Annotated in this window: 25 protein-coding genes and 2 tRNA genes; 15 read left to right on the top strand and 12 right to left on the bottom strand. The window is 71.2% G+C overall.

The window, feature by feature from the left end:
• Nucleotides 1-399: 399 nt before the first annotated feature.
• Entirely contained in the window at nt 400-585 is a 186-nt protein-coding gene (locus TNCT1_RS08900) for a ferredoxin (RefSeq protein ID WP_143630184.1), read from the top strand.
• 20 nt (nt 586-605) lie between these two features.
• On the opposite strand, the gene TNCT1_RS08895 is transcribed toward TNCT1_RS08900, so the two are convergent.
• Nucleotides 606-1,364, bottom strand: coding sequence for a glycosyltransferase (locus TNCT1_RS08895; protein WP_143630452.1), 759 nt, complete (start codon nt 1,362-1,364; stop codon nt 606-608).
• 271 nt (nt 1,365-1,635) lie between these two features.
• Nucleotides 1,636-1,980: a DUF6344 domain-containing protein gene (locus TNCT1_RS08890; RefSeq protein ID WP_143630182.1), complete on the bottom strand. Its 345-nt coding sequence runs from the start codon at nt 1,978-1,980 to the stop codon at nt 1,636-1,638.
• A 349-nt stretch (nt 1,981-2,329) separates the two neighbouring features.
• Here TNCT1_RS08890 and TNCT1_RS35965 point away from each other — a divergent pair, with 349 nt between their 5' ends.
• Nucleotides 2,330-2,458 (top strand): DLW-39 family protein, encoded by a 129-nt coding sequence (locus tag TNCT1_RS35965; protein ID WP_003999697.1) that lies wholly within the window; start codon nt 2,330-2,332, stop codon nt 2,456-2,458.
• 311 nt (nt 2,459-2,769) lie between these two features.
• Nucleotides 2,770-4,122, top strand: coding sequence for a hypothetical protein (locus tag TNCT1_RS08880; RefSeq protein ID WP_235902436.1), 1,353 nt, complete (start codon nt 2,770-2,772; stop codon nt 4,120-4,122).
• On the opposite strand, the gene TNCT1_RS08875 is transcribed toward TNCT1_RS08880, so the two are convergent.
• On the bottom strand, nt 4,086-5,765 hold the full coding sequence (locus tag TNCT1_RS08875) for a serine/threonine-protein kinase (protein WP_143630181.1): 1,680 nt from the start codon (nt 5,763-5,765) through the stop codon (nt 4,086-4,088). The genes TNCT1_RS08880 and TNCT1_RS08875 overlap by 37 nt on opposite strands.
• 140 nt (nt 5,766-5,905) lie before the next feature.
• Nucleotides 5,906-6,454 (bottom strand): DNA-binding protein, encoded by a 549-nt coding sequence (locus TNCT1_RS08870; protein WP_143630179.1) that lies wholly within the window; start codon nt 6,452-6,454, stop codon nt 5,906-5,908.
• A 181-nt stretch (nt 6,455-6,635) separates the two neighbouring features.
• On the opposite strand from TNCT1_RS08870, the gene TNCT1_RS08865 reads away from it, so the two are divergent.
• Nucleotides 6,636-6,708 (top strand) — tRNA-Ala (locus TNCT1_RS08865).
• A 186-nt stretch (nt 6,709-6,894) separates the two neighbouring features.
• On the opposite strand, the gene TNCT1_RS08860 is transcribed toward TNCT1_RS08865, so the two are convergent.
• On the bottom strand, nt 6,895-7,593 hold the full coding sequence (locus tag TNCT1_RS08860; protein ID WP_143630177.1) for a DUF5324 family protein: 699 nt from the start codon (nt 7,591-7,593) through the stop codon (nt 6,895-6,897).
• Between the two features lie 240 nt (nt 7,594-7,833).
• Here TNCT1_RS08860 and TNCT1_RS08855 point away from each other — a divergent pair, with 240 nt between their 5' ends.
• Together TNCT1_RS08855 and TNCT1_RS08850 are read left to right on the top strand one after the other, a co-directional pair.
• Complete coding sequence (locus TNCT1_RS08855) at nt 7,834-8,367, top strand: peptidylprolyl isomerase (protein WP_143630175.1); 534 nt, start codon at nt 7,834-7,836, stop codon at nt 8,365-8,367.
• Nucleotides 8,368-8,487: 120 nt separating this feature from the next.
• The gene (locus TNCT1_RS08850) at nt 8,488-9,375 is read left to right on the top strand and encodes a rhomboid family intramembrane serine protease (protein WP_143630174.1); all 888 of its coding nucleotides are present in this window, start codon (nt 8,488-8,490) and stop codon (nt 9,373-9,375) included.
• 260 nt (nt 9,376-9,635) lie between these two features.
• On the opposite strand, the gene crgA is transcribed toward TNCT1_RS08850, so the two are convergent.
• On the bottom strand, nt 9,636-9,890 hold the full coding sequence (gene crgA, locus TNCT1_RS08845) for a cell division protein CrgA (RefSeq protein ID WP_143630171.1): 255 nt from the start codon (nt 9,888-9,890) through the stop codon (nt 9,636-9,638).
• A 140-nt stretch (nt 9,891-10,030) separates the two neighbouring features.
• On the opposite strand from crgA, the gene TNCT1_RS08840 reads away from it, so the two are divergent.
• The 5 genes from TNCT1_RS08840 (at nt 10,031) to TNCT1_RS08820 (ending at nt 13,658) form a co-directional block, all read left to right on the top strand.
• Nucleotides 10,031-10,819 carry a DUF881 domain-containing protein gene (locus TNCT1_RS08840; RefSeq protein WP_143630169.1) on the top strand — a complete coding sequence of 263 codons (789 nt, stop codon included), beginning with the start codon at nt 10,031-10,033 and terminating at the stop codon, nt 10,817-10,819.
• 221 nt (nt 10,820-11,040) lie between these two features.
• Nucleotides 11,041-11,202 carry a hypothetical protein gene (locus TNCT1_RS08835; protein WP_143630167.1) on the top strand — a complete coding sequence of 54 codons (162 nt, stop codon included), beginning with the start codon at nt 11,041-11,043 and terminating at the stop codon, nt 11,200-11,202.
• Nucleotides 11,199-11,837: an aminodeoxychorismate/anthranilate synthase component II gene (locus TNCT1_RS08830; protein WP_143630165.1), complete on the top strand. Its 639-nt coding sequence runs from the start codon at nt 11,199-11,201 to the stop codon at nt 11,835-11,837. The genes TNCT1_RS08835 and TNCT1_RS08830 overlap by 4 nt, the downstream gene beginning before the upstream one ends.
• Entirely contained in the window at nt 11,834-12,892 is a 1,059-nt protein-coding gene (locus TNCT1_RS08825; RefSeq protein ID WP_174266199.1) for a class E sortase, read from the top strand. Before TNCT1_RS08830 ends, TNCT1_RS08825 begins: the two co-directional genes overlap by 4 nt.
• 13 nt (nt 12,893-12,905) lie before the next feature.
• On the top strand, nt 12,906-13,658 hold the full coding sequence (locus TNCT1_RS08820; RefSeq protein WP_143630163.1) for a class E sortase: 753 nt from the start codon (nt 12,906-12,908) through the stop codon (nt 13,656-13,658).
• 101 nt (nt 13,659-13,759) lie between these two features.
• On the opposite strand, the gene pknB is transcribed toward TNCT1_RS08820, so the two are convergent.
• From pknB to TNCT1_RS08785, 6 genes are all read right to left on the bottom strand, one after another.
• Nucleotides 13,760-15,763, bottom strand: a complete 2,004-nt coding sequence (pknB, locus tag TNCT1_RS08815; protein ID WP_143630160.1) for a Stk1 family PASTA domain-containing Ser/Thr kinase — start codon at nt 15,761-15,763, stop codon at nt 13,760-13,762.
• Nucleotides 15,764-15,936: 173 nt separating this feature from the next.
• A complete protein-coding gene (locus TNCT1_RS08805) occupies nt 15,937-17,415 on the bottom strand; it encodes a penicillin-binding transpeptidase domain-containing protein (RefSeq protein ID WP_143630158.1) in 1,479 nt (492 codons plus the stop codon).
• The gene (locus TNCT1_RS08800) at nt 17,412-18,863 is read right to left on the bottom strand and encodes an FtsW/RodA/SpoVE family cell cycle protein (protein ID WP_143630157.1); all 1,452 of its coding nucleotides are present in this window, start codon (nt 18,861-18,863) and stop codon (nt 17,412-17,414) included. The genes TNCT1_RS08805 and TNCT1_RS08800 overlap by 4 nt, the downstream gene beginning before the upstream one ends.
• Nucleotides 18,864-18,890: 27 nt before the next feature.
• A complete protein-coding gene (locus TNCT1_RS08795; RefSeq protein WP_174266215.1) occupies nt 18,891-20,429 on the bottom strand; it encodes a Stp1/IreP family PP2C-type Ser/Thr phosphatase in 1,539 nt (512 codons plus the stop codon).
• A gap of 132 nt (nt 20,430-20,561) precedes the next feature.
• A complete protein-coding gene (locus TNCT1_RS08790; protein ID WP_143630155.1) occupies nt 20,562-21,077 on the bottom strand; it encodes an FHA domain-containing protein in 516 nt (171 codons plus the stop codon).
• A gap of 10 nt (nt 21,078-21,087) precedes the next feature.
• Complete coding sequence (locus TNCT1_RS08785; RefSeq protein ID WP_143630153.1) at nt 21,088-21,939, bottom strand: DUF3662 and FHA domain-containing protein; 852 nt, start codon at nt 21,937-21,939, stop codon at nt 21,088-21,090.
• A gap of 405 nt (nt 21,940-22,344) precedes the next feature.
• On the opposite strand from TNCT1_RS08785, the gene TNCT1_RS08780 reads away from it, so the two are divergent.
• The 4 genes from TNCT1_RS08780 to TNCT1_RS36190 all read left to right on the top strand — a co-directional run bounded on the left by TNCT1_RS08780 (nt 22,345) and on the right by TNCT1_RS36190 (nt 24,571).
• Nucleotides 22,345-22,428 (top strand) — tRNA-Leu (locus TNCT1_RS08780).
• A 215-nt stretch (nt 22,429-22,643) separates the two neighbouring features.
• Complete coding sequence (locus TNCT1_RS08775; RefSeq protein ID WP_143630151.1) at nt 22,644-24,071, top strand: DUF2252 domain-containing protein; 1,428 nt, start codon at nt 22,644-22,646, stop codon at nt 24,069-24,071.
• A 24-nt stretch (nt 24,072-24,095) separates the two neighbouring features.
• Nucleotides 24,096-24,431, top strand: a complete 336-nt coding sequence (locus TNCT1_RS08770; protein WP_235902434.1) for a hypothetical protein — start codon at nt 24,096-24,098, stop codon at nt 24,429-24,431.
• Nucleotides 24,428-24,571, top strand: coding sequence for a hypothetical protein (locus TNCT1_RS36190; protein ID WP_235902432.1), 144 nt, complete (start codon nt 24,428-24,430; stop codon nt 24,569-24,571). Before TNCT1_RS08770 ends, TNCT1_RS36190 begins: the two co-directional genes overlap by 4 nt.

Raw genomic sequence — 24,571 nt, 5'->3', positions numbered from 1 at the left:
TGCCTCCTCGTACGGGGCCGGAAATGGCAGGATCACGACGCGGTAGCGGAATCGTCACACTCGGTCCGGACAGGCCACCGGCCCAGTACCCCGGAGGACGGCCCGAGGTGGCGAACGATCTCGGCCAAAGTGCCCGCCGGGCGCGGCAGGACCCGACGACACGACGGAACTGCCGGACCCGACACCTCGTCCCGCGCCGATACGCCGACACGGTGCGGGCGACGCCACCCGATCCGTTCGGTACCGGTCCCCACGAGGGGAGGGACCGGTGCCGGACGGGCCGGGTACGCGGCGGCGGTTCACCGGGCGGCCGGAGCGGGCAGTCACGTCCTGGCAGATCGGTCACCGACCGCCGGCCGGCCCGGGAGGGCGCCGGGGTCCCGTACGGCTGGAGGACGCATGAAGGTCTCCGTGGACCGAGCCGTGTGCTACGGCTCCGCAGAGTGCGCGCACCGCGCCCCGTCCGTGTTCGCGTTCGAGGACGGGTACGGCGTGGTCCGGCCCGGCCAGGAGGACGCCGGGGACGACCCGCGGGTGCGCGAAGCGGCCGAGAGGTGCCCGTCCCAGGCCGTCGTGCTCACGTGAACGACACGGCCGGCCGGGGATCACCGGCCGGCCGGGAAGGCCCAGCCGAGGTCCGCCAGCGCCCGCGCCCGGGCCTCCGCCACCGCCATGCGGGCGTTCCGCTCGGCCGGGTCGGTGTGCGCGGCCTGACCGGTCACCTGCCCCTCCCACTTCCGGTACAGCAGCCCGGCCTCCCCGATGAACCAGCCGCGGCTGACCGCGTTCAGCGCCAGCAGCAGGCCGGTGTCCTCGGAGGCGGGCAGCGCCATCCAGCCGCCGAGGGCCGTCAGCAGGTCCCGGCGGACGCAGAGCGAGGCCGGATGGACCTGGGCCCGGAACCCGTGCTCCTTCCAGTGACGCAGCACGGCGCCGCGCTCGACGGGGCCTTCGTCCGGATCACCGGGGAAGCCGGCCGTGGAGCCGTCGGGGAGCAGGTCGAGCGTGCGTGAGGTGGTCCAGCCGATCGTGCGGTCGGCCTCCAGGACGGCCAGGTCACGGGCGAGCGCGCCGGGCGTGAGCCGGTCGTCGGCGTCCAGGACCTTCACGTACGCGCCGTCCGCGCGCGCCAGCGCGATCGTGCGGGCCACACCGGGGCCGCCCGGCCGCCCCTGACGGAAACTGACCCGCGCGTCGTCCGGCAGGTACGGGCGCACCCCGTCGCTGTGGCCGTCCTCCTGTACCAGCCACTGCCACTCCCAGCCGTCCGGCAGCCGCTGCTCGCGCAGGGACTCGTAGGCGTCCGGCAGGAAGCGGGCGGACGGGGCGTGGACAGCGGTGACAACGGTGACGCGCCGGGGCACGGCGGCATCCACCACCTTTCCGGGCACGTGGGGCGTGTGACGGGACGCGGTCCTCGAACGGCCGCCGGGCGGCTTGAGGCCCGCGACCCCGGGGATCGGCCCAGGCTACGGCGGAGAGTCGGGGCTGACGAGCCGGTCGCGGCGTCGCGCGGCCTTTCCGGGCACCGCGAGACCCCCGGCCGAGCCCGGCCGGGGGTCTGTCCGTGTCGACTGATGCGTACGCAAGTCGCCCTGGTGTCGAAACGTCTGCGTTCTGCGTACTACGGAGGATTCAGCAGTTCAGCGGGGCTGTGGACTGCAGTGCCGGGTCCGTCTCCGCTTCGGTCTCGGTGAGGGGGCGGTGCCGGCAGCTCGGGGACTTTCCGTGGGCCTCGGCCCTGATGCGCTGCTTCATCGTGGGGGGCAGGGCCCTGGCATGGGCCAGGAGCCAGTGGTGGTTCGCCATCGGACTCGTCGGGACGGTCCGTTCCGCGGTGCGCTCCTGCGGCGTCTCGGTACGGGGTGCGGCCGCCGCGGGGGCGGTGGTCGCGGTGACGAGTCCGAGCGCCGTGCACAGCGCGAGGAAGGCGGTGACGATGGCGGTCCACAGCTGCACGACCTTGTTGTTCTTGGTCATGGCCCCTCACTTTCGGGTTGGGCGATTTGCGTACTTTCCTCATGATGTGTATCGGCGACGCGAAGTGGTGGACCCACGGCCGTGGCGCGGCGATGTTCTGATCAACACCACTCGGATGGACGTAAGAGAGCCTGAAAACTCCCGAAACCGGGCGAGGTCGCGCGAAACACGAGAAAAGTGACCGTCCGTGCGGGCGTGATCACCCTCCGGCGACGACATAGCCGACCTGCCCTATCGCGTGGTCGGGGACGGGAGTTGGGGCCCCACACAGGTCACCGATCGATATCGGCCGGTGTGTATAGTCGGGCGCCAGAGGTCCCCTACCGTCAAGGAAAGACGAGGTCGCGCGGTGAAGAAGCTGCTCCTGGTCGCACTGGCCGCCATCGGCGGGCTCCTCGTGTACCGCCAGATCCAGGCGGATCGCGCCGAGCAGGACCTGTGGACGGAGGCGACTGACTCCGTGCCCACGGGTTCGTGAGTGCCGATTCAGAATCTGATCAGACCCCGACCGCCCTCGCGGTCGGGGTTTTGTGTTGTCCGGGCGGGCACGGGGCGCCGCGGCCCCGGCCTTCCCTCGTCTCCGCGGCCCGCCGTCCGCCGTTCCGGTCCTCCCGCTCGGGTTGCCGGTCCCTGAGCGGTGGTGTACGCGTTCCCAAGTGGGCCCGTGGCGCCGGGTCCGGCGGTACGGGCGTTTCGGACGGGCGCACCGATTCCCCGGATGGCGCAGGGGTGCTCGGGGCAGGATGAGCCCCGGCCGGGTGCGCGGGTGCGAACGTGAGGGAGCGGCACGTGCGGGGGCGAGGGCGTACGACGTGGTGGCGGGCCGGTGACCGGCCGCCGGGTGCCGTGGCGGGGGCGGGCGTCGTGACGGCCGTGCTGTGCGCCGTGGCCGCGCTGCCGGGCGGACCCGCGACGGCGGCCGGGGCCCGGGACTCCTACGCCTTCGACCCGGCCGGCCGGTCCGTCACGGGCGCGAAGGGCACCGCGGGCGCACCGCTGCTGGAGGCGGGCCGCGTCTACCGCGACTCCCTGCCGGGCAGCGGCACGCTCACCTACCGCCTCGACCTCACCGCCGCCGAGTCGGGCTACGCCCCGGTCACCGCCGTACCTCCCGCCGGCACCACCGGCAACGCCACCGACGGCATCCGGGTGTCCCTGGAGGACGCGCGCGGCACCCGCTGCTCCACCGCCTCCGCGCTCTTCGGCGCGGGCCTCAGCGCCCGCCCGCTGACGGCCCTGGGGCAACGGCAGACCGGCCGCTCGCTGTGCCAGGGCGCCGGCGCCTACTACCTCCTCGTCGAACGCCTCGCCGCCGGCGGCCCGGCGAACGGCACGACGTCCCCGGCCCCCGCCTGGGACCTGGAGATCGCGCCCGTCACCGAACCCGGCCTGGCCGCGGCCGGGCCCACCACCGCACCGCGGAACCGGGACCCCGCCTCCCCCGAGCCGCTCACCGGCGACCCCCGGGACCGCACCGGAGGGGCCGGCTTCACCTCCGCCCGCCCGCTGGGCCAAGGGGTCTGGCGGACCGGCATCGCACCCGGCGGGACCCTCTTCTACAAGGTCCCGGTCGACTGGGGCCGCCGGCTGCACGCCGTCGCCGAACTGGACGCCGCCACCAACGGCCACGGCTACGTCGGCGGCGCCCTGAACCTGTCCCTCTACAGCCCCGTGCGGGGATACGTCGACGGTGCCTCCCTCGGATACACCGGCAACCGCAGGTCAGCGGCGCTCGATCCGCTGCCGCCCGTGGAGTACGCCAACCGGTACGCCGTCCTCACCGGGGAGAACGCGATGCGCTTCGCCGGCGACTACTACCTCGTGCTGCACCTCAGCCAGAAGATGGCGGACACCTTCGGAACGGGCCCGTTCCACGTGACACTGCGGGTACGGGTCGACGGCCCGGCCCACGACGGGCCCCGGTACGACGGCCGGCCAGAGCCGCGGGACGTCTTCACCGTCACGGAGCGGGACCGGGAGGCCGCGGTGACCGGGAACGCGGGGGGCGGCGGCGTCGGCATGAAGGTTCTCGCGGGCGGCGGCATCGGCGCCGGGACCGTGCTGCTGCTGGTGCTGGGCGGGTGGACGGTGGCGGCCCGGCGGGCTCAGACGCGGGCCAGCGCCCAGAAACCCACCGCGTAGCAGGCCAGCGCCAGCAGCAGGATCGGGATCGCCGCCTTCGCCGGGGGACCGGGGCGCCGGACCCCACGCCGCGCCCGGCGACCGTGCCCGGCCGTACGCCCGGCCATGGGCCCGGCCGTGCGGCCGTCGGCGGGTCCGGAGGCGTGTCCGGCTGGGGGCCCGGCGGCGGGCCCGGCTGGGGGCCCGGCGGCCGGTACGGAGGCGGGTAGGGCTCCGGGCATGCCCCCGGAGACCGCTGCGGGGCCGGGCGCCCGGTCGGGCTGGGGAACGCGCGGGGCCTGGGCGGTGTACGAGGCGGTGGAGGAGTCGGTGCGCGGCTGAGCCCACGGGACCGGCGGCGCGAAGACCCCCGGGGCCGCCGGGGGCGTGGGAGCCTGCTGCGCCACGTGGGCCGCCGGGGCCTGCGGTGCGGGACGCCAGGTGGCGTGGGCGTGGGCCTCGGGGGAGGGCTGCGGCTGGGGCGCTTGGGTGCGCGGGGCGTGGGGCGCGGGCTCGGTGGCGGGAGTCGGGGTGTGCCCGGCCGGGCGCCCGTCCTCACCCGGCGACGGGGGAGCCGGCTGACCCGCGAGCCCGGCGTACGGCTGTGGGCTCGGCGTCGGCTGCGGGGGCGGGAGGTGGAAGCTGCCGGTGTCCGACATCGAGCCGGTGACGGAGCGCTCCGCACCGGTGCTCCCCGTGCCGCCGGTACCGGCACCCGTCCCGGTACCGGCGTGCCTGTCCGTGGCCGCCTGTGCCGGGCGTACCCGTATCCCGGAGGCGGGTTCCAGCGGGCCGTCGGGGCCGAACCCGGGCGGCAGCGGGCCGAGTTGGTCGAAGATCTCGATCAGCTCGTCGTCCGGGCCGGGCTCGGGAAGCAGCTCGACGGCGGAGGCGAGCGCCTTGCGCGCCCCCGTGGCGGTGCGGAAACGGGCCGCCGGATCGGGCTGGAGCAAAGTGGCGACGACCTGCCAGAGCGGCTCCGGAACTCCCCTGGGTGGACCGGGTGTTCCGTGCTCCGCGAAGTACTGCACCAGCGCCTTGGCGTCCGGTTTGGCGCCCTCCAGCAGATACAGGGCGACCAGGCCCGCGGCGAACAGATCGGCGGGGAAGTCCGGCTCGGAACCGAGGAGTTGCTCGGGCGCCAGATAACCGGGCGTTCCCACCACGAGGTTGGTCTCCGTCAGGCGCGGCTCGCCGAACCGCATCGCGATGCCGAAGTCGGACAGCCGCAGCCGGGGCCGGCCCGTCCCCGTGGCCTCCAGCAGGACGTTCGCGGGCTTGATGTCGCGGTGCACGACGCCTTCCGCGTGCACCGCGGCGAGGCCGGACAGGAGCTGGTCCAGCAGTGTGCACACGAAGCCCGGCGGCAGCGGACCGTAGTCACCGACGAGGTGGACCAGTGAGCCGCCCCCGACCAGGTCCATGGTGAACAGGACCTTGTCGTCGTCGGCGGCCCAGCTCGCCGGGGCGAGGACATGCGGATGATCGATACGGAGGGCCTGCTCGCGGACGAAGCGCAGCAGGGAATGGGCGTCACGCTGCTGGAGCACCTTGGCGGCCACGTAACGCCGGCGCCGGTGGTCCCAGGCGCGCCAGACGGCGCCCACACCGCCACGCCCGATCGGGTCGGCCAGCTCGTACCGGCCGGCGAAGACCTCGCCCATGACAGTCCGCCGCTCCTCCCCCCAGTCCCCTGGATGAGTGATACGACCCCGGCCCCGCCGGGAAACGGTCGTCCCTCTGCGACCACCCCGAGATCCGCCCGGCCCGGTCCCGGACCCCCTCCGAAGACCGGGCCGTGGGATCAGTTCTGGTGGGACTGGTAGTGCGCGACCGCGTCGGAGGTACGGCCGGCCCCGTAGACCCGGAGGAACTCTGCCAGCTCGGGGTGGGTCAGGGCGAGGCTGTCGGCGGCCTCGATTATGTCGCCTGCGGCGGCCACCGAGCGCAGCAGCGACTGGATCTCGCGCACCACGCGCTTCACCGTCGGCGCACCCGAACCGTTCGTCGTCTGCGTGGTGTTGCTCAGCACCGAGCCCCCCTGGGACTTCTTGATCTCGTCCATCCGCTCGGTCGCCTCGGCCGCGCTGACGCTGCCGTCCGCGACCAGCGCAGCCAGCTCCTGCAGCAGCTGCACCCGCTGGACCACGGCGGGATTGCCGATCTTCGCGCGCTGGCCGCTCATCAGCTGCGACAGCATCGGCGCCGACAGGCCCAGCACCGCCGCGAGCCGGGCCTGGTTGAGCCCGAGATCGTCGATGAGCTTACGGAAGAGCGCCCCCAGCGGCTCCCCGTACCAGTTCCGCTGCAGCTCCCGCGCTCTCGCGGTGGCTTCCTGCTGTGCGGCGTCCATTGCGTCTCCCCATCGCTTCCCCTGAAACCGCGGTTCGCTGTAGCGAACCACGTCGAGCATCCTACGGAGAGTGGTCAGGCGCCGGGACCCCCAATCTTTTTGCGGGATACGGGGGGTGACCCGGTACTCTGGTCCCCGGCGCCCGCCCGGGTCGAGTTCTTCCGGCCGGACGCTTGTTTTCGGGGCCTTAGCTCAGTTGGTAGAGCGCCGTCTTTGCATGGCGGATGTCAGGGGTTCGACTCCCCTAGGCTCCACTCCGACAAAAGCCCCCCGACCTGCGAAAACGCCGGTCGGGGGGCTTTCTCGTGCGCGCAAGGCGACACGCTCGGGCGCTCGGTTCCACGTGAAACACCGGTGTGGGGCGGGCGGCTAAGCGGCCGCCCGCCCCACACCGGTGTTTCCCAGCACTGGTGTTTCCAAAAATATGAGGAAGCGCCGCCTCACTCCTGGTCGTCGGCGTCGGTGGCCTCGTCCTCCGCCTGCTTGGCCTGCACCTCGGGGTCCAGCACCGTGGAGCCGCTGCCGTCCACCGAGCTCAGGCCCGATTCCGGCACCTCGGTCGCGGCGGGCGGCTCGACCAGCCAGTCGGGGTTGGCCTGCTTGTCCCACCACTTCCAGGCCGCGAACGCACCGCCGGCCACGAGACCGAGCACCGTCAGCACCTTCATGGCCCGGCCGGTCCGGCGCCGCCGCTCGTTCTTGCGCGCCAGCTTCCGGATCTCCTCCGCCGTGACCTGGCCGCGCAGCGCGGCCAGAGCCGCCGCGCCCCGCGTGGCGGCCTCGTCGGCCACCGGCGCGGCCGCGGCCACCGCCTGCTCGATCTTCGGACGTGAGTACACGGCCGCCTGACGGGCGGCCTTTCGGGTACGGACGGCGGCCTCGTGCGCGGCGGCGTCCACCTTCGGCGGAACATGCGCACGGGCCTGCTCCAGGCGCGGGGCGAGCCGGGCGTCGTACTGTTCGCGGGCCTGTTCGGCGGCCTGCGACACCACGGGCGCCAGCCGTACGCGTGCCTCCTGCGCGTAATACGCGGCACGCTCCTTGGCCGTATCGGCGTAGGGCGCCACCACTTCCGCGGCGTGCAGCACGCTGTCCTTCGCCGAGCCGGTCGCGGCGCGCACGCTGTCAATGCGGGTCACGGGTTCCTCCTCCTCGGTGGCGTACGGTAATTCGACTTTCCACCCTTTTACGGATCATGCCTGCCGGGAGCCAGTGCGACACACGCGGACGGGCATATGGGTGCAAGAGGGGCTTGTCGACGACACTGCCACGAATCGCGGCCGTGCGCTCCCTCTCCGCGGAACTCGACACGTCCGGGCGCCGCCCGTACGGACCGTGCGAGGATCTGTGGGTTACACGAGGACAACGGAAGGCACACCGTGGCCGAGCAGCTCTACGCCACCCTGAAGACCAACCACGGCGACATCGAGGTACGGCTGTTCCCGAACCACGCGCCGAAGACCGTCAGGAACTTCGTCGAACTCGCACAGGGCGAGCGCGAGTGGACGCACCCGGGCACCGGCGCCGTGAGCACCGACCGGCTCTACGACGGCACGGTCTTCCACCGGGTGATCAGCGGCTTCATGATCCAGGGCGGCGACCCGCTGGGCAGCGGCATCGGCGGCCCCGGCTACGAGTTCGAGGACGAGTTCCACCCCGACCTGTCCTTCAACAAGCCCTACCTGCTCGCGATGGCCAACGCCGGCCCGGGCACCAACGGCTCGCAGTTCTTCATCACCGTCTCCCCGACGACCTGGCTGAACCGCAAGCACACCATCTTCGGCGAGGTCAGCGACCCGGCCGGGCAGAAGGTCGTGGACGCCATCGCGGCCGTGCCCACCACCAAGCCGAACGACCGGCCGGTCAACGACGTCGTCATCGAGTCCGTCGTCATCCACAAGCGCGCGAGCTGAGCGGAGGACCCGCCCACACCGCCGGGCACCGCCCCGGGGAACCAAACGCCCCGCTCGTCCGTAAGGAAGGGCGGGGCGGGGTACTGCCGGGACAAGGCCCACGACCAGCAAGGGGTGCTCATGGACCACGCCGCAGACCGCAGCGCGCACGAGGCCCGGAGCGCGCCCGTGTGCTACCGGCACCCGGAGCGCGAGACCGGCGTGCGCTGCACCCGCTGCGAGCGCCCCATCTGCCCCGAGTGCATGGTCAGCGCCTCGGTCGGTTTCCAGTGCCCCGACTGCGTCCGCACGGGCTCGGGCACCGGGCACGACCCGGCGGCCTCCCGCCCGCGCACCGTCGCGGGCGGCACGGTGACGGCCGACCCCCGGCTTCTCACCAAGATCCTCATCGCGGTCAACGTCGCCGTGTTCCTCGCGGTCCAGGCCAAGAGTTCGCTGCTCAACGACCTGGTGCTCATCGGCGAGTGGCCCCCGAAGCCGTACCACGCGACGATGGGCGTCGCCGACGGCGAGTACTACCGCTTCGTGACCTCGATGTTCACGCACCAGGCGATCTGGCACATCGCCTTCAACATGCTCAGCCTGTGGTGGATCGGCGGCCCGCTGGAAGCGGCTCTCGGCCGCGCCCGCTATCTGGCGCTGTACTTCGTCTCCGGGCTGGCCGGAGGCGCCCTGACGTACCTGCTCGAAGGACCCTCCACCGCCTCGCTCGGCGCCTCGGGTGCGATCTTCGGGCTGTTCGGGGCGACGGCCGTGCTGATGCGCCGGCTCAACTACGACATGCGCCCGGTCATCGCCCTGCTGGTGATCAACCTGATCATCACCTTCGGCTGGGGCGGTATCGCCTGGCAGGCCCACATCGGCGGCCTGGTCGCAGGCGTCGTCACCGGGTACGCCATGGTGCACGCCCCGCGCGAACGGCGGTCGCTGATCCAGTACGGCACCTGTGCGCTCGTACTGGTCGTGGTGGTGGTTCTGGTGCTGGTCAGAACCGCTCAGCTCACCTGACGTCGAACCGTTGTCCACAGTGTGTGGTGAATCTTGTGCATACTGTGCGACCACGGCGGCGCCCCCTGCCGCTCGGATGCGTTTTCGCAGCTCGGGCAGGGGGCGAACGGTTGTACGGGGGCCGGTAGGGCAGTCACACCGGCGTCAACGGCCGATGGGTTATCCACAGATCGTAGTCTTTTCCCCAGGAGGGTGTGGATGACTGCGCATCCTGTGGATAACTCAGTGGGCAACCCCGGACGGCGCTGTCCCGGACCTGGCTACTTCCACTGGGTGGAGACGCCGAAGCCGGCGGCGATGAAGCCGAAACCGACCACGATGTTCCAGTTGTCCAGGCTGTCGATGGGCAGCGAGCCGTCCGTGACGTAGAAGACGACGATCCAGGCCAGGCCGATGAGGAACATGGCCAGCATGACCGGCGCGACCCAGGCGCGGTTGGTGAGCTTGATGGCCTGCCCCTGCTTCGCGGGCGGCGGCGTGTAGTCGGCCTTCTTGCGGATACGTGACTTCGGCACGAGGGTCTCTCCTGTCGATGCGCTGCGTGGCCGCGCAGGTAACTGGGTCGGTCCGGGGCAGCGTACAAGGGGACACTTAGCGCTCCCCCGGGCGTCCGTTAGCGTAGTGCTTCCGCGGCGCCGAAGGAGATAAGGGTACGTTGAGCAATTCTGCCGACTCCCCCGGGACGGGATCAACGGGTTCCGGACCCGTTCGTACGCCGCGTCTGCGTCCGGCGCGGATCCTCACGGTCGCCGTGTTCGCGCTGGCGGGGCTGATCTTCTTCACCAGCTTCAACACGGCCAAGGGCACCGACATCCGGCAGGACGCCTCCCTGCTCAAGCTGTCCGACCTGATCCAGGAGCGCAGCCACAAGAACAAGCAGCTCGACGAGTCCAACGCCACCCTGCGGGACGACGTGGAGTCGCTCGCCGAGGGCGACGACGGCAGCACGCGGGCGCAGGACGAGAAGCTGAGCGGCCTGGAGAGCAGCGCGGGCACCCAGGAGGTCAAGGGCAGGGCGGTCACCGTCACCCTGAACGACGCGCCGCCGAACGCCACCGCCAAGCTGCCCGGCTACCCCGAGCCGCAGCCCGACTACCTGGTCATCCACCAGCAGGACCTGCAGGCCGTGGTGAACGCGCTGTGGCAGGGCGGGGCCAAGGGGATCAAGGTCATGGACCAGCGGCTGATCTCCACCAGCGCCGTGCGCTGTGTCGGCAACACCCTGATCCTCCAGGGCCGCGTCTACTCGCCGCCGTACAAGATCACCGCGGTGGGCGACCCGCAGCGGCTGCAGCAGGCGCTCGCCGCCAGCAAGGCGATCCAGACGTACATGGTGTACGTCAACGTCTACGGCCTCGGCTGGAAGGTCACCGACGACGGGACGGTGACGCTGCCGGGCTACTCGGGCACCGTGGACCTGCACTACGCGCAGCCCGCGCCGTAGCCGCCCGCGCCCCGCGGCAGGCGGCTGTGGCGCGCCGGAGCCGTTCCGGCCGGCGTTGAGGTGATCGGCCGCCTTTCCCGTACGTCCCAGTACACGCGTCCGGGTGGTCCCCCGCACTGACCACGCAGCCCGCCGAGTCAGGCCAACCGGGGGCTGCGCGCCGTTAGTCTGGTGGCGTACGGCGTGGGTTGGCGGTGCCGTGGTGAGACGGAAGGGACGGCATGTACGGCTGGATCTGGCGGCATCTGCCGGGGAACACGTGGGTCAGGGCGCTGGTCTCGCTCGTCATGGTCCTGGCCGTGGTCTACGTCCTCTTCCAGTACGTCTTCCCCTGGGCGGAACCGCTGCTGCCCTTCAACGATGTGACGGTGGACAAGCAGTGAGCACGCGGATTCTCGTCGTCGACAACTACGACAGCTTCGTCTTCAACCTGGTCCAGTACCTGTACCAGCTCGGCGCCGAGTGCGAGGTGCTGCGCAACGACGAGGTGTCGACCGCGCACGCCCAGGACGGCTTCGACGGCGTGCTGCTCTCGCCCGGCCCCGGCACGCCGGAGCAGGCGGGCGTGTGCGTGGAGATGGTCCGGCACTGCGCGGCGACCGGTGTCCCCGTCTTCGGGGTGTGCCTGGGCATGCAGTCGATGCAGGTGGCGTACGGCGGTGTGGTGGACCGGGCGCCGGAGCTGCTGCACGGCAAGACCTCGCTGGTGGAGCACGGGGGCCGGGGCGTCTTCGTCGGACTGCCCTCGCCGTTCACGGCGACCCGGTACCACTCGCTGGCGGCGGAGCCCGCGACCGTGCCGGAGGAGCTCGAGGTCACGGCCCGCACGCACGATGGCATCATCATGGGCCTGCGGCACCGCGAACTGCCGGTGGAGGGCGTGCAGTTCCATCCCGAGTCGGTGCTGACCGAGCACGGGCACCGGATGCTGGCCAACTGGCTGGCCGAGTGCGGCGACGAGGCCGCGGTGGCGAGGTCGGCGGGGCTCGCCCCGGTGGTGGGCAGGGCCACGGCGTGACCGCGCTGCGCCCGGAGCGCGAGACCGATGCCTCGTACGGGGATCAGTCGTACGGGGCTTCCGGTGCGCATGGGGACCGGCACGGCACCAGGTCGGCGCCGGCGGAGCCGTACCGGCCCGCCCTGGACGACGAGACGATGGCGCTTCGCATCCCCGATCCGCCGCAGGGCCCCGAGAACGGGGCCTCACGTGCCTCTGGAGCCTCTTCCGGCTCCTCCGCCCCCGGAACCCCGCCGGGTGGCCGCGCGGCCCGCAGGAAGGCCGCCAAGCGGCGCGGCGGGCGTCACGGCGGAGCGGTCCGGGAGGCCGCGGTCCCGGCGGAGCCGGGAAGCGGCCGGCCGCTGTCCCGGGTCGAGGCCCGGCGGCAGGCCCGGCTGCGCAAGGCGAGTCCGGGGGTCATCGCGAGCCGGGTGATCGGCGAGGTGTTCATCACCACCGGCGTGCTGATGCTGCTGTTCGTCACCTACCAGCTCTGGTGGACGAACGTCCGCGCGCACGCGCAGGCGGGCAGCGAGACGCACCAGCTGCAGGACGACTGGGCGAGCGGCAAGCGGGCCCCCGGGGTGTTCGCACCGGGGCAGGGTTTCGCGATACTCCACATCCCCAAGCTGGACGTGGTGGCGCCGATCGCCGAGGGCGTCAGCAACAAGAACGTCCTCGACAAGGGCATGGTCGGACACTACGGCGAGGCCCCGCTGAAGACGGCGATGCCGGACGCGAAGACGGGCAACTTCGGACTGGCGGCGCACCGCAACACGCACGGCGAGCCGTTCCGGTACATCAACCGGCTCGTCCCCGGTGATCCGGTCGTGGTCGAGACGCAGGACGAGTACTTCGTGTACAAGGTGACCTCGACCCTGCCGGTGACCCCGCCGTCCAACACCAGCGTGCTGAACCCGGTCCCGAAGGGCTCCGGTTTCACCGGGCCGGGCCGCTACATCACCCTGACCACCTGTACACCCGAGTTCACCAGCAAGTACCGGCTGATCGTCTGGGGCAAGATGATCGAGGAACGCCCGCGCACCAAGGGCAAGCCGGACGCGCTCATCGAGTAGGGGCAACAAGACTGTGGCAGCCACCGCCGACGACACCGAAGACCACACGGACGCGTCCGGCGCGACGCCCGTCCCGGGCCGCCGCGGTCCCGGCCGGGCAGCGCTGGCGGTCAGCTTCTTCGGGGAACTGCTCATCACCGCGGGCGTGGTGATGGGGCTGTTCGTCGTCTACTCGCTGTGGTGGACCAACGTCATAGCGGACCGCAGGGCGGACCGGCAGGCCGACCGGGTCCGCGACCACTGGGCCCGGTCCACCGACACGGGTCCCGGCGCGCTGGACACCAAGGACGGCATCGGCTTCCTGCACGTCCCGGCGATGCGCAACGGCGCGGTCCTGGTGGAGAAGGGCACCGACGAGGACATCCTCGACGACGGCGTGGCCGGCTACTACACGGACCCCGTCAAGGCCGTCCTGCCCACCACCGGGAAGAAGGGCAACTTCACCCTCGCCGCCCACCGGGACGGCCACGGGGCGAAGTTCCACAACATCGACAAGCTGAAGGACGGCGACCCGATCGTCTTCGAGACGAAGGACGACTGGTACGTCTACAAGGTCTACTCGATCCTCCCGGAGACCTCGAAGTACAACGTCAAGGTCCTCTCCCAGGTCCCCGAGGAGTCCGGCAGGAAGAAGCCGGGCCACTACATCACGCTGACCACCTGCACCCCCGTCTACACCTCCCGCTACCGGTACGTGGTGTGGGGCGAACTGGTCCGCGTGGACAAGGTGAACAGCAAGCGGACACCACCGGCGGAACTGCGCTGAGGTGACCGGCCTCCTTCGAGGAGACCCGTCGCCGTGAGGACCGGGAACGACTGAGCCCCTGCCGGACTGTTCCGGCAGGGGCTCACTCGTCGTGCTGGGCGTCAGCCGCCGGCGCCGCCGAAGAAGTTGGGGCCGCCGTCGTTTCCGCCGTTGTTGCCGTTCTGGCCGCCGACGGTGACCAGGTCGACGTTCGAACCGCGCTGGACCGTGCTTCCCTGGCCCGGGTTCGCCGTGAAGACGATCGCGTTGTCGTCCTGCGAGGGGGTGACGTTGCCCACCTTCAGACCGTTCTGCTCGATCAGCTTCCTGGCGTCCTTGAGCTTCATGCCCTGGACGTTCGGGACCTGCACCTGCTGGTTCTGCACCTTGCCGACGTTGATCGCCACCGGGGTGTTCTTGGCGACCTCGCTGCCCGCCGCCGGGGTGGTCGAGAGGACCTTGCCGTCGTCGTCGGGGTTGTCGGTGGGAGTGTCGTTGCAGGTTCCGTTGGGGGCGAGGCCCTTGGACTGCAGCTCGGCCTTGGCCTCGTCACAGGTCTTGCCGGTGACGTCCGGGACCGCGATCTTCTCCTCGGCCCTGGCGACCGTCAGGGTGATCGTGCTGCCCTTCTGCCGGCTGGTGCCGCCTTCCGGGTCCTGGCCGATGACCACGTCGGGCGTCCGGTCGGAGACCTCGGTCTTCTTCTCGACCTCGAAGCCCTTCTCCTTCAGCTGCGACTCGGCCTGGTCGTACGGGATGCCGCGCATGTCCGGGACGGTGACCTTGGGCGCGCCCGTGGACACCACCAGCTTGACGGTGTCGCCCTTCTTGACGTCCGTGCCCGGCGTCGGGTCCTGCGAGCAGACGTTGCCCTTGGGCTGGTTGTCACAGGGCTTCCGCGTGGGCGCGGCCAGTTGCAGGCCCCGGTTCTCGGCCATCTTCTGGGCGGTGCCGTAGCTGTTGCCGATGAAGGTCGGGGCGGCGAACGTGTCGCCCTCGCCGTCGTGGCCGCTGAAGATGTACTGCCCGATCAGGATCGCGCCCACCAGCACCAGAATGCCCGCGACGACCAGGAGGATCGTCGAGGAGTTGTTCTTCTTCTGCTGGCGGCGGCGGTCCGGGCGCTCGTCGTAGCCGTAGCCGCCGTCGTCGGGGTTCATCGGCGGGAGCATGGTGGTCGCACCCGCTCCCGCGTCCGAGCGCAGCGCGGTCGTCGCCTGGTCGTCGCGGTAGCCGCCGTAGCCCGCGGCCCCCACCGCGCCCATCGCGGCCGTCGCCGCGACCGGCTGGCCGTCGAGGCAGGCCTCGATGTCGGCGCGCATCTCGTCGGCCGACTGGTAGCGGTAGTTGGGGTCCTTGACCAGTGCCTTGAGGACGATGGCGTCCATCTCGGGCGTGATCTCGGGGTCGAAGACCGAGGGGGCCTGCGGCTCCTCGCGGACGTGCTGGTACGCCACGGCCACGGGGGAGTCGCCGACGAAGGGCGGCCGGACGGTCAGCAGCTCGTAGAGGAGGCAGCCCGTCGAGTACAGGTCGGAGCGGGCGTCGACCTGCTCGCCCTTGGCCTGCTCCGGGGAGAGGTACTGGGCCGTGCCGATGACCGCCGCGGTCTGGGTCATCGTCATACCGGAGTCGCCCATGGCGCGGGCGATGCCGAAGTCCATCACCTTGACCTGGCCGTTGCGGGTCAGCATGACGTTGGCCGGCTTGATGTCGCGGTGGACGATGCCGCTGCGGTGGGCGTACTCCAGGCCCTGGAGGATGCCGATGGTCATCTCCATGGACCGCTCCGGCAGCAGCTTGCGGCCGGAGTGGAGGAGTTCACGGAGCGTGGAGCCGTCGACGTACTCCATGACGATGTACGGGATCGAGACCCCGTCGATGTAGTCCTCGCCCGTGTCGTAGACCGCGACGATCGCGGGATGGTTGAGCGAGGCGGCCGACTGGGCCTCCCGGCGGAACCGGGCCTGGAAGGACGGATCGCGTGCGAGGTCCGCGCGCAGCGTCTTCACCGCCACCGTGCGGCCGAGGCGGGTGTCATGCGCGAGGTAGACCTCCGCCATGCCACCACGGCCGAGCACCTGGCCCAGTTCGTACCGGCCGCCGAGGCGACGCGGCTCTTCCATAGCTACCTACCAGCCCTCTCCGTCGGTCCCGGCCGCGCACATGTCGTGTGCGGCCGGAGGCTGCCGTCCGGGCCTACCGTACCCGGCTCGCTCCGTGTGCCCTGGCCAAGCCCGGAACCCGATACAGGACCGGTATCGCAACGTGCAACGATGTGGAGGGGACGTGAGCGGGTTCACTTCTTGGAGTTGATGACCGCCTCCATGACGCTCTTCGCGATCGGGGCGGCCAGGCCGCCGCCGGAGATGTCGTCACGGTTGGCGTTCTCGTCCTCGACCACCACGGCCACGGCGACCGGCGAGCTGTTGTCGCTGAGCTTGGCGTAGGAGATGAACCACGCGTAGGGGTTCGCGCTGTTCGCCACGCCGTGCTGGGCGGTACCGGTCTTGCCGCCGACGGTCACTCCGCCGCCGATCTGCGCCCGCTGACCCGTACCGCTCTTGACGACGGTCTCCATCATCGACTGCAGGATCTGGGCGTTCTGCGGGGTCAGCGGCTGGCTCAGCTCCTCCGGGTCGGTCTTGGCGACCGGGTCGAGGTTGGAGGACTGCAGCTCGTCGACCATGTACGGCTTCATCAGCTTGCCGTCGTTGGCGACGGCCGAGGCGACCATGGCCATCTGCAGCGGGGTGGCGGCGGTGTTGAACTGGCCGATGGAGGACAGCGCCGTCTGCGAGGGGTTCATGTTGTCGGAGAACACCGAGGCGCTGGAGCGGACCGGGGTGAACTGCTCGGCGTCGAAGCCGAACTTCTTCGCCTCCTCCAGCATCTTGTCGTTGCCGAGGTCGGCGCCGATCTTGCCGAAGACGGTGTTGCAGGACACCCGCAGCGCCTCGCGCATGTTGGCGTCCTTGCAGGGGAGGTTGCCCTCGTTCTTCAGCGGGGTGGTGGTGCCCTTCATGATGTAGGGCAGCGGGGAGTCCGTCTTCTCGTCGGCCGACTTGTACAGCCCGTTCTCCAGCGCGGCCGCCGCGGTGACCACCTTGAAGGTGGAGCCCGGCGGGTAGGTCTCGCGCAGCGCCCGGTTGAGCGCCGGGTCGGCCGGGTTGTTCTTCTTCAGGATCTTGTTCCAGGCCTTGGAGTCCTTGTCCGTGTTGCCCGCGAAGCTCGACGGGTCGTACGACGGGTAGGACGCCAGGGCGAGGATCTTGCCGGTGGAGGGCTCGAGGGCCACCACGGCGCCCTTGCCGCCCTGGGAGCTCAGGCCGTTGTACGCGGCCTTCTGCGCGGCGGCGTTGAGCGTGGTGACGACGTTGCCGCCCTGCTGGTCCTTGCCGGTGATCATGTCGAGGGTCTTGCGGAAGAACAGCCGGTCGTCGTTGCCGGTGAGGATGCCGTCCTCGATGTTCTCCAGCTGGGTGGCGCCGAAGGCCTGCGAGGAGTAGCCGGTGACGGGGGCCCACATGGGCCCGTTCTTGTAGGTGCGCTTGTACTTGAAGTCGCCGCTCTTGGCCTCGACCGAGCCCGTTATGGGGTCGCCGTCGACGATGATGTCGCCGCGCGGGTTGGCGTACCGCTCGATGGTCACGCGGCGGTTGGCCGTGTCGGTGCGCAGCTGGTCGGCCTTGACGTACTGGAGCCAGTTGTCGCGGATCAGCAGGGCCAGGACGAGCAGGCCGCAGAAGATCGCGATCCGGCGCAGGGGTTTGTTCATGACGGGCGGACCACCTGGGTCATCTCGGCGTCGGGGTTGGCGGCGGGGGCGGGCGCCGGGCGGCGGGCGGTGTCGCTGACGCGGATCAGGATGGCGATCAGCGCCCAGTTGGCCAGCACGGAGGAACCGCCGGAGGCCAGGAACGGCATGGTCATACCGGTCAGCGGGATGAGCCCCATGACACCGCCGGCCACGACGAACACCTGAAGGGCGAAGGCGCCGGACAGGCCGACGGCGAGCAGCTTGCCGAACGGGTCGCGGGCGGCGAGGGCGGTGCGGATGCCGCGCTCCACGATCAGGCCGTAGATCAGCAGGATCGCCATGACGCCCGCGAGGCCCAGTTCCTCACCGAAGGTGGCGAGGACGAAGTCGGAGTTGGCGGCGAACTTGATCAGGTCGGAGTGGCCCTGACCCCAGCCGGTGCCGAGGGTGCCGCCGGAGCCGAACGCCCACAGGGACTGCTGGAGCTGGTCGGAGTGGAGGATGCCGTCATGGGTGATCTGGCGGCTGAGCCGGTACTCGCCCATCGGGTTGAGCCATGCCTGGACACGGGTCTGGATGTGCGGTTCGAAGCTCGCCACACCGACGGCGCCGGCCGCGGACATCAGCAGACCGAAGACGATCCAGCTCGTCCGCTCGGTGGCGACGTACAGCATGATCACGAACATGCCGAAGAACAGCAGCGAGGTACCGAGGTCGGTCTCGAAGACGAGGATGAGGATCGAGATCGCCCAGACGACGAGGATCGGGCCGAGGTCGCGGCCGCGCGGCAGGTAGAGGCCCATGAAGCGGCGGCTGGCGAGGGCCAGGGCGTCGCGCTTGACCATCAGGTAGCCGGCGAAGAAGACGGCGAGGACGATCTTCGCGAACTCACCGGGCTGGAGCGAGCCGAGGCCGGGAATGCGGATCCAGATCTTCGCGCCGTAGATGTTGGCGCCGAGGCCCGGGATCAGCGGCAGGATCAGCAGGACCAGGGCGCAGAACATCGAGATGTAGGTGTAGCGCTGAAGGACGCGGTGGTCCTTCAGGAAGAACAGCACGGCGGCGAACAGGGCGATGCCCAGCGCGGTGTAGAGCAGCTGGCGGGGGGCGGACGGCGAGAAGCCGCGCAGCGACTGCAGCAGCTTGGACTGGTCCAGCCGCCAGATGACCACCAGGCCCAGGCCGTTCAGCAGGGTGGCGAGCGGCAGCAGCAGCGGGTCGGCGTAGGCGGCGAACTTCCGCACCACGACGTGGGCGATGCCGGCCAGCAGGCCGAGGCCCAGGCCGTAGCCGAGCAGGCCGGCCGGGACCGAACCGTCGATGGCCAGGCCCACGTTGGCGTAGGCGAACACCGGGATGATCACGGCGAAGACCAGCAGGGCCAGCTCGGTGTTGCGACGGCTGGGTGCGCCGATGGCGCCGATCGTGGACGTGTGGTGCGTCGGCGTATTCGAAGTACTGCTCATCGTGTGACAGGGCCTCTCACGGCGTGCTTACTGCTTGCCGCACTGATCGACGACCTTCTGCTCATTCTCGGAGAGGCTCGGGCCGGGGCTGGGCGTGGCGGTCGGGGACTTCGAGGGGGACGTCGGGGACTTCGACGACGCCGACGGATTCGGCGTGGGTGACGCCTTGGACGTGAAGGAGGCCTGGTTGGTTCCCGTGGTGCCTCCCGCCTCGCCCGCGCCCGTCTTGGCGTTCTTCTCGGTGTCGGCGGCCACGCGTTCGGCCTGCTTGCGGCAGGCGGAGGCCTGCACGGACAGGGCGTCGATCTTCGCCCGGGCCTGGTCGAGGCCGCCTGCCGTGATCGTGTTCTTGACCTGCTTCTGCTGGTAGGGCGGCAGGTACTTGAGTTCGATCTCGGGGTGGTCCTTCTCCACCTTGGACAGCGACACCCAGGCCAGGTCCTGGCTGATGCCGCGGTACAGGGCGACGTGCTCGCCGTTGGTGCCGACGTAGTACTGGGTCTGCGTCCAGCGGTAGCCGCCGTACAGGCCGCCGCCGACGACGGCGAGGGCGAGGACGCTGTACAGCGATCTCTTCAGCCACCTGCGGTTCTTGCGCGGCTTGGTGAAGTCGTCGTCCGTGTAGTCACCGTAGCCGTCGGCGGGGGCGTAGCCGGTGGTGTCGCCGGAGCCGGGCGGGCCGAACTCGCCGCCGCCACCGGGGTGGCCCTGGCGGCCGAGGTGGGAGGCGCGGCCGGCCGGGGTCTGCATGATCCCGTTGTCGTGCAGGTGGTGCTGGTTCTCGGCGACGGCGCCGACCACGACCGGGGTGTCGGACAGCTGTCCCGCGAGGGTGTCGCCGGTGTCCAGGTCGAGGACGTCGGCGACGATGACGGTGATGTTGTCCGGGCCGCCGCCGCGCAGCGCGAGCTGGATCAGCTCCTGCACGGTCTCCTGCGGGCCCTGGTAGCTGGCGAGGGTCTCCTCCATCGTCTGGTGGGAGACGACGCCGGACAGGCCGTCGGAGCAGATCAGGTAGCGGTCGCCGGCCCGGACCTCGCGGATGGACAGGTCGGGCTCGACGTGGTCGCCGCTGCCGAGGGCGCGCATCAGCAGGGAGCGCTGCGGGTGGGTGGTGGCCTCTTCCTCGGTGATCCGGCCCTCGTCGACGAGCCGCTGCACCCAGGTGTGGTCCTGGGTGATCTGGGAGAGCACGCCGTCGCGGAGCAGGTACGCGCGCGAGTCGCCGACGTGCACCAGGCCGAGCCGCTGCCCGGTCCACAGCAGGGCGGTGAGCGTGGTGCCCATGCCCTCGAGCTGGGGGTCCTCCTCGACCATGCCGCGAAGCTGGTCGTTGGCGCGCTGCACGGCGTGGCCGAGGGAGGTGAGGATGTCGGAGCCGGGCACGTCGTCGTCGAGCGTGACCAGGGCGGAGATGACCTCGGAGGAGGCGACCTCGCCGGCCGCCTGGCCGCCCATGCCGTCGGCGATCGCGAGCAGGCGCGGGCCGGCGTAACCGGAGTCCTCGTTGCCCTCCCGGATCATGCCCTTGTGCGATCCGGCGGCGAAGCGCAGTGACAGGCTCATGCGCACCTCGCCAGTCGGCTCCGGGTACAGCCGGTCGTGTCGAGCCACACTGCCCACCCTCCGGTCGGGAGCGCGCCGGGGACCGGGGTGCGGCCTGCCGCTGCGTGCTCGCTCCGCTCGCTCATTGTCGTACTACTTCCGCAGCTCGATGACGGTTTTGCCGATGCGGATCGGCGCGCCCAGCGGGATCGGCGTGGGAGTCGTCAGCCGGGACCGGTCCAGGTAGGTGCCGTTGGTGGAGCCGAGATCCTCGACGATCCACTGGCCGTCGCGGTCCGGGTAGATCCTGGCATGGCGGCTGGAGGCGTAGTCGTCGTCCAGCACGATCGTGGAGTCGTGCGCCCGGCCCAGGGTGATGGTCTGGCCCTGCAGCGCGACGGTGGTGCCGGTGAGGGTGCCCTCGGACACGACCAGCTTGGTGGGCGCGTTGCGGCCGCGCCGGCCGCCGCTCTGCTGGCCGCGCTGCTGCGGAGGCGCGGACTGCTGCCGGGCGGCCTGCTGCGGCCGTGCCGCCTCCCTGCGCGCTCCGCGCTGGGTGACGCGTGTACCGAACAGGTCACTCCGGATGACCTGCACGGCCACGATCACGAACAGCCACAGTACGGCCAGGAAACCCAGCCGCATGACCGTGAGGGTCAGCTCTGACATTGCCCCCGCTTCACCCTTCGGCTTGCCGGTAAATGATGGTGGTGCTGCCCACGACGATCCGCGAGCCGTCGCGGAGCGTAGCGCGGGTGGTGTGCTGCCCGTCCACCACGATGCCGTTGGTGGAGCCGAGATCCTGGATCGTCGAGGGCGTTCCGGTCCGGATCTCGCAGTGCCGGCGGGAGACGCCGGGGTCGTCGATCCGCACGTCGGCCTCGGTGCTGCGGCCCAGCACCAGGGTCGGGCGGGAGATCTGGTGGCGGCTGCCGTTGATCTCGATCCAGTAGCGGGTGCGCCCGCCGCTCATGGGTGCGGCCGCCGGCCGCTGGGTGGCGGGCTGGGGGTAACCGTAGCCGCCGGGGCGGGTGCCGGGCGGCGGCGCGGCCGGCATGGGGGGCGCTCCGGCGGGAGCGGCGGGCGGGTAGCCGTAGCCGCTCTGGGCGGGGCCGGGGCGTCCGGCGGGCGGGGCGGAGGGCGCCTGCTGGCTGCTGGAGGAGGCCAGGGTGCGGCTGCGCACCCGGTACAGGCCGGTGTCCAGGTCGTCGGCCTTCTCCAGGTTGACCTTGATCGGGCCCATGAAGGTGTAGCGCTGCTGCTTGGCGTAGTCGCGCACCATGCCGGCCAGCTCGTCGCCGAGCTGCCCGGAGTAGGGGCTGAGGCGCTCGTGGTCCGGCGCGCTCAGCTCCACGATGAAGTCGTTGGGCACGACCGTGCGGTCGCGGTTCCAGATGGTGGCGTTGTTGTCGCACTCGCGCTGGAGCGCGCCGGCGATCTCCACGGGCTGGACCTCGGACTTGAAGACCTTGGCGAAGGTGCCGTTGACCAGACCTTCGAGACGCTGCTCGAACTTCTTCAGGACTCCCATGGGGCACCTCCTCCGTCGCTGCCGATATGCCTTGCCCTGCTCTGTGCCTGTTGTGGGCCGCTGTTCCGCCCGTACTGCTCACTGATCGTATCTACGCGTCCGGCAATCAGCCGGTTCCCCCAGCGGCTCCCCTTCGAACTCCTCCAGGCAAGGATCGTAGAGGCGGGCAAGGACCAGTGTCCCGCACCCGGCTGTGGACCCGGGCCTCCTCCTGGGGAGATGGCCGGGACCGGTACGAGGTTGATACGTGAACAGGTCTTCCCCGAGACGCGGCCGCCGCCTGCCACCTCCCTACCCGGCCGGGCGGCAGGTAAGGGATGTGAACCCACCCCGTACGACGTGCTAATGTTCTGGATGTCGGAAGGGGCCAGCCCGCAAGGGCAGAAGCCGGAAGACACACCCAATGCGCGGGTGGCGGAATAGGCAGACGCGCTGGATTCAGGTTCCAGTGCCCGCAAGGGCGTGGGGGTTCAACTCCCCCCTCGCGCACACAGAGGCTACGGGCCCATCGTGAAAACGGTGGGCCCGTAGCCGTTTTGGTGTTCCCGCCGCTGTGAGGAAGCTCTCAGGGGTGCGGCGGTCCTCCGGGGGAGGGGTTTTTCCACCGGCTTCCGGTTGTCCACAGGGTCTGACGCGTTCCGGTCGACGGCTGTACGGTCTGCACGAGTTGATGTTCGAGGGTGCGGGCGGGGGAGGCGGTCTCGGTGACGGGAACCGGTGTGGAGACGGCGGAGCGGGCGGTGCCGGTGTCCCGGCTGCCGCGGGTGAGCGGGTTCGCCCAGTGGCCGGCGCAGGGTTCGCCGAAGAAGCGGGGGAAGGCGCTGCGGGCCGCCGTCCCGCGTGACGCGCACCGCATGCTCGACTCCGGCGCCGGCCGCCCGGACGCGGTCACCGCGGTGACGGAGTCCAACGCCGGCCGCCTCCCCGAGCTGACGCCGATACGCGCGGGCAGGATGGCGGCCACCCCGTTCGCCTTCCTGCGCGGCTCCGCCGGGCTCATGGCGTACGACCTGGCGCGTACCCCGGTGACCGGGATCGGCGCCCAGATATGCGGTGACGCGCACGCGGCCAACTTCGGCCTGTACGGCGACGCCCGCGGCCGCCTGGTCATCGACCTCAACGACTTCGACGAGACGGTGCACGGTCCCTGGGAGTGGGATCTGAAGCGGCTCGCCGTCTCGCTGGTGCTGGCCGGCCGTGAGGCGGGCGCCGACGAGGACACCTGCCGGGAGGCCGCCCGGGACGCGGTGGGCGCCTACCGGCGCACCATGCGGCTGCTGGCCCGGCTGCCCGTGCTGGACGCCTGGAACGCCATCGCGGACGAGGAGCTGGTCTCCCACAGCGACGCCCACGACCTGCTCGGCACGCTGGAGCGGGTCTCGGAGAAGGCGCGCGCCAACACCAGCGGCCGGTTCGCGGCCAGATCGACGGAGGAGACGCAGGACGGCGGGCGGCGCTTCGTCGACGCGCCGCCGGTGCTGCGCCGGGTCCCGGACGCCGAGGCGGCCGCGGTGGCCGCCGCGCTCGGGCCGTACGTGTCCACCCTCTCCGAGGACCGGCTGCCGCTGCTGGCCCGGCACGCGGTGCACGACGTGGCCTTCCGGGTGGTCGGCACGGGCAGTGTGGGCACCCGCTCGTACGTGGTCCTGCTGCTGGACCATCGCGGGGAGCCGCTGGTGCTCCAGGTGAAGGAGGCCCGTCCGTCGGCGCTCGTCCCGCATCTGGCCGCGGCCGGCTTCCGGGCGCCGGCGGTGGAGCACGAGGGGCGCCGGGTGGTCCTGGGGCAGAAGCGGATGCAGGTGGTCAGTGACATCCTGCTCGGCTGGACGACGGTCGACGGGCGGCCGTTCCAGGTGCGCCAGTTCCGCAACCGCAAGGGCAGCGTCGACCCGGCCGCGCTCGCCGCCGACCAGATCGACGACTACGGCCGCATGACCGGCGCCCTGCTGGCCCGGGCCCACGCCCACAGCGCGGACCCGCGACTGATCGCCGGCTACTGCGGCAAGAACGAGGAACTGGACGAGGCGGTCGCCGCCTTCGCCGTCGCCTACGCCGACCGCACGGAGGCGGACCACGGGGAACTGGTGGCGGGGGTGCGCGCGGGGCGGATCGCGGCCGAGACCGGGGTGTGACGGGGGTGTGACGGGGGTGGCGCGGTGAGGCACGTCGAACTGGGCGGCGGCGAGGGGGAGGAGACGGGGCTCGCCGATCCCCGGTCCTGCCTGGAGCGGTTGCCCGCGCTCGCGGCGGAACCTCCGCCGGGCGCCCGTGCGTTCGCCACCGACCCCGGGCACTATGACCCCGGCGGCAGACGCTGTGTGCGGGACCTGCTGCCGTCCCGGGTGCGCCGCCACGGCGGTGTGGATGTCGAGATCCGCTTCCGGCACAACCGCTTCGAGCGCGACGAGGACCTCCTCGTGCGCTGCACCGGGGTCTCCGGTTCCAGCCCGACGTCCTCGGCGGCTGCGACCCCGCCTCCCTCGGCGAGGTGATCCTCGACGAGATGCTCCCGGCCCCGGCCGGCTGTACCCACGAGCCGGCCCGCCGGCCGGGCACGCTGGTGGTCGCCTGCCGGGACCTGGTGGCCGAGTGGGTACCGGCCGACTGCCCCGACCCGGCGCCGCACGGGTGA

The organism is Streptomyces sp. 1-11 (genome assembly GCF_007176755.1).
GTDB lineage: Bacteria > Actinomycetota > Actinomycetes > Streptomycetales > Streptomycetaceae > Streptomyces.
This window is presented reverse-complemented; position numbering and strand designations above follow the sequence as displayed.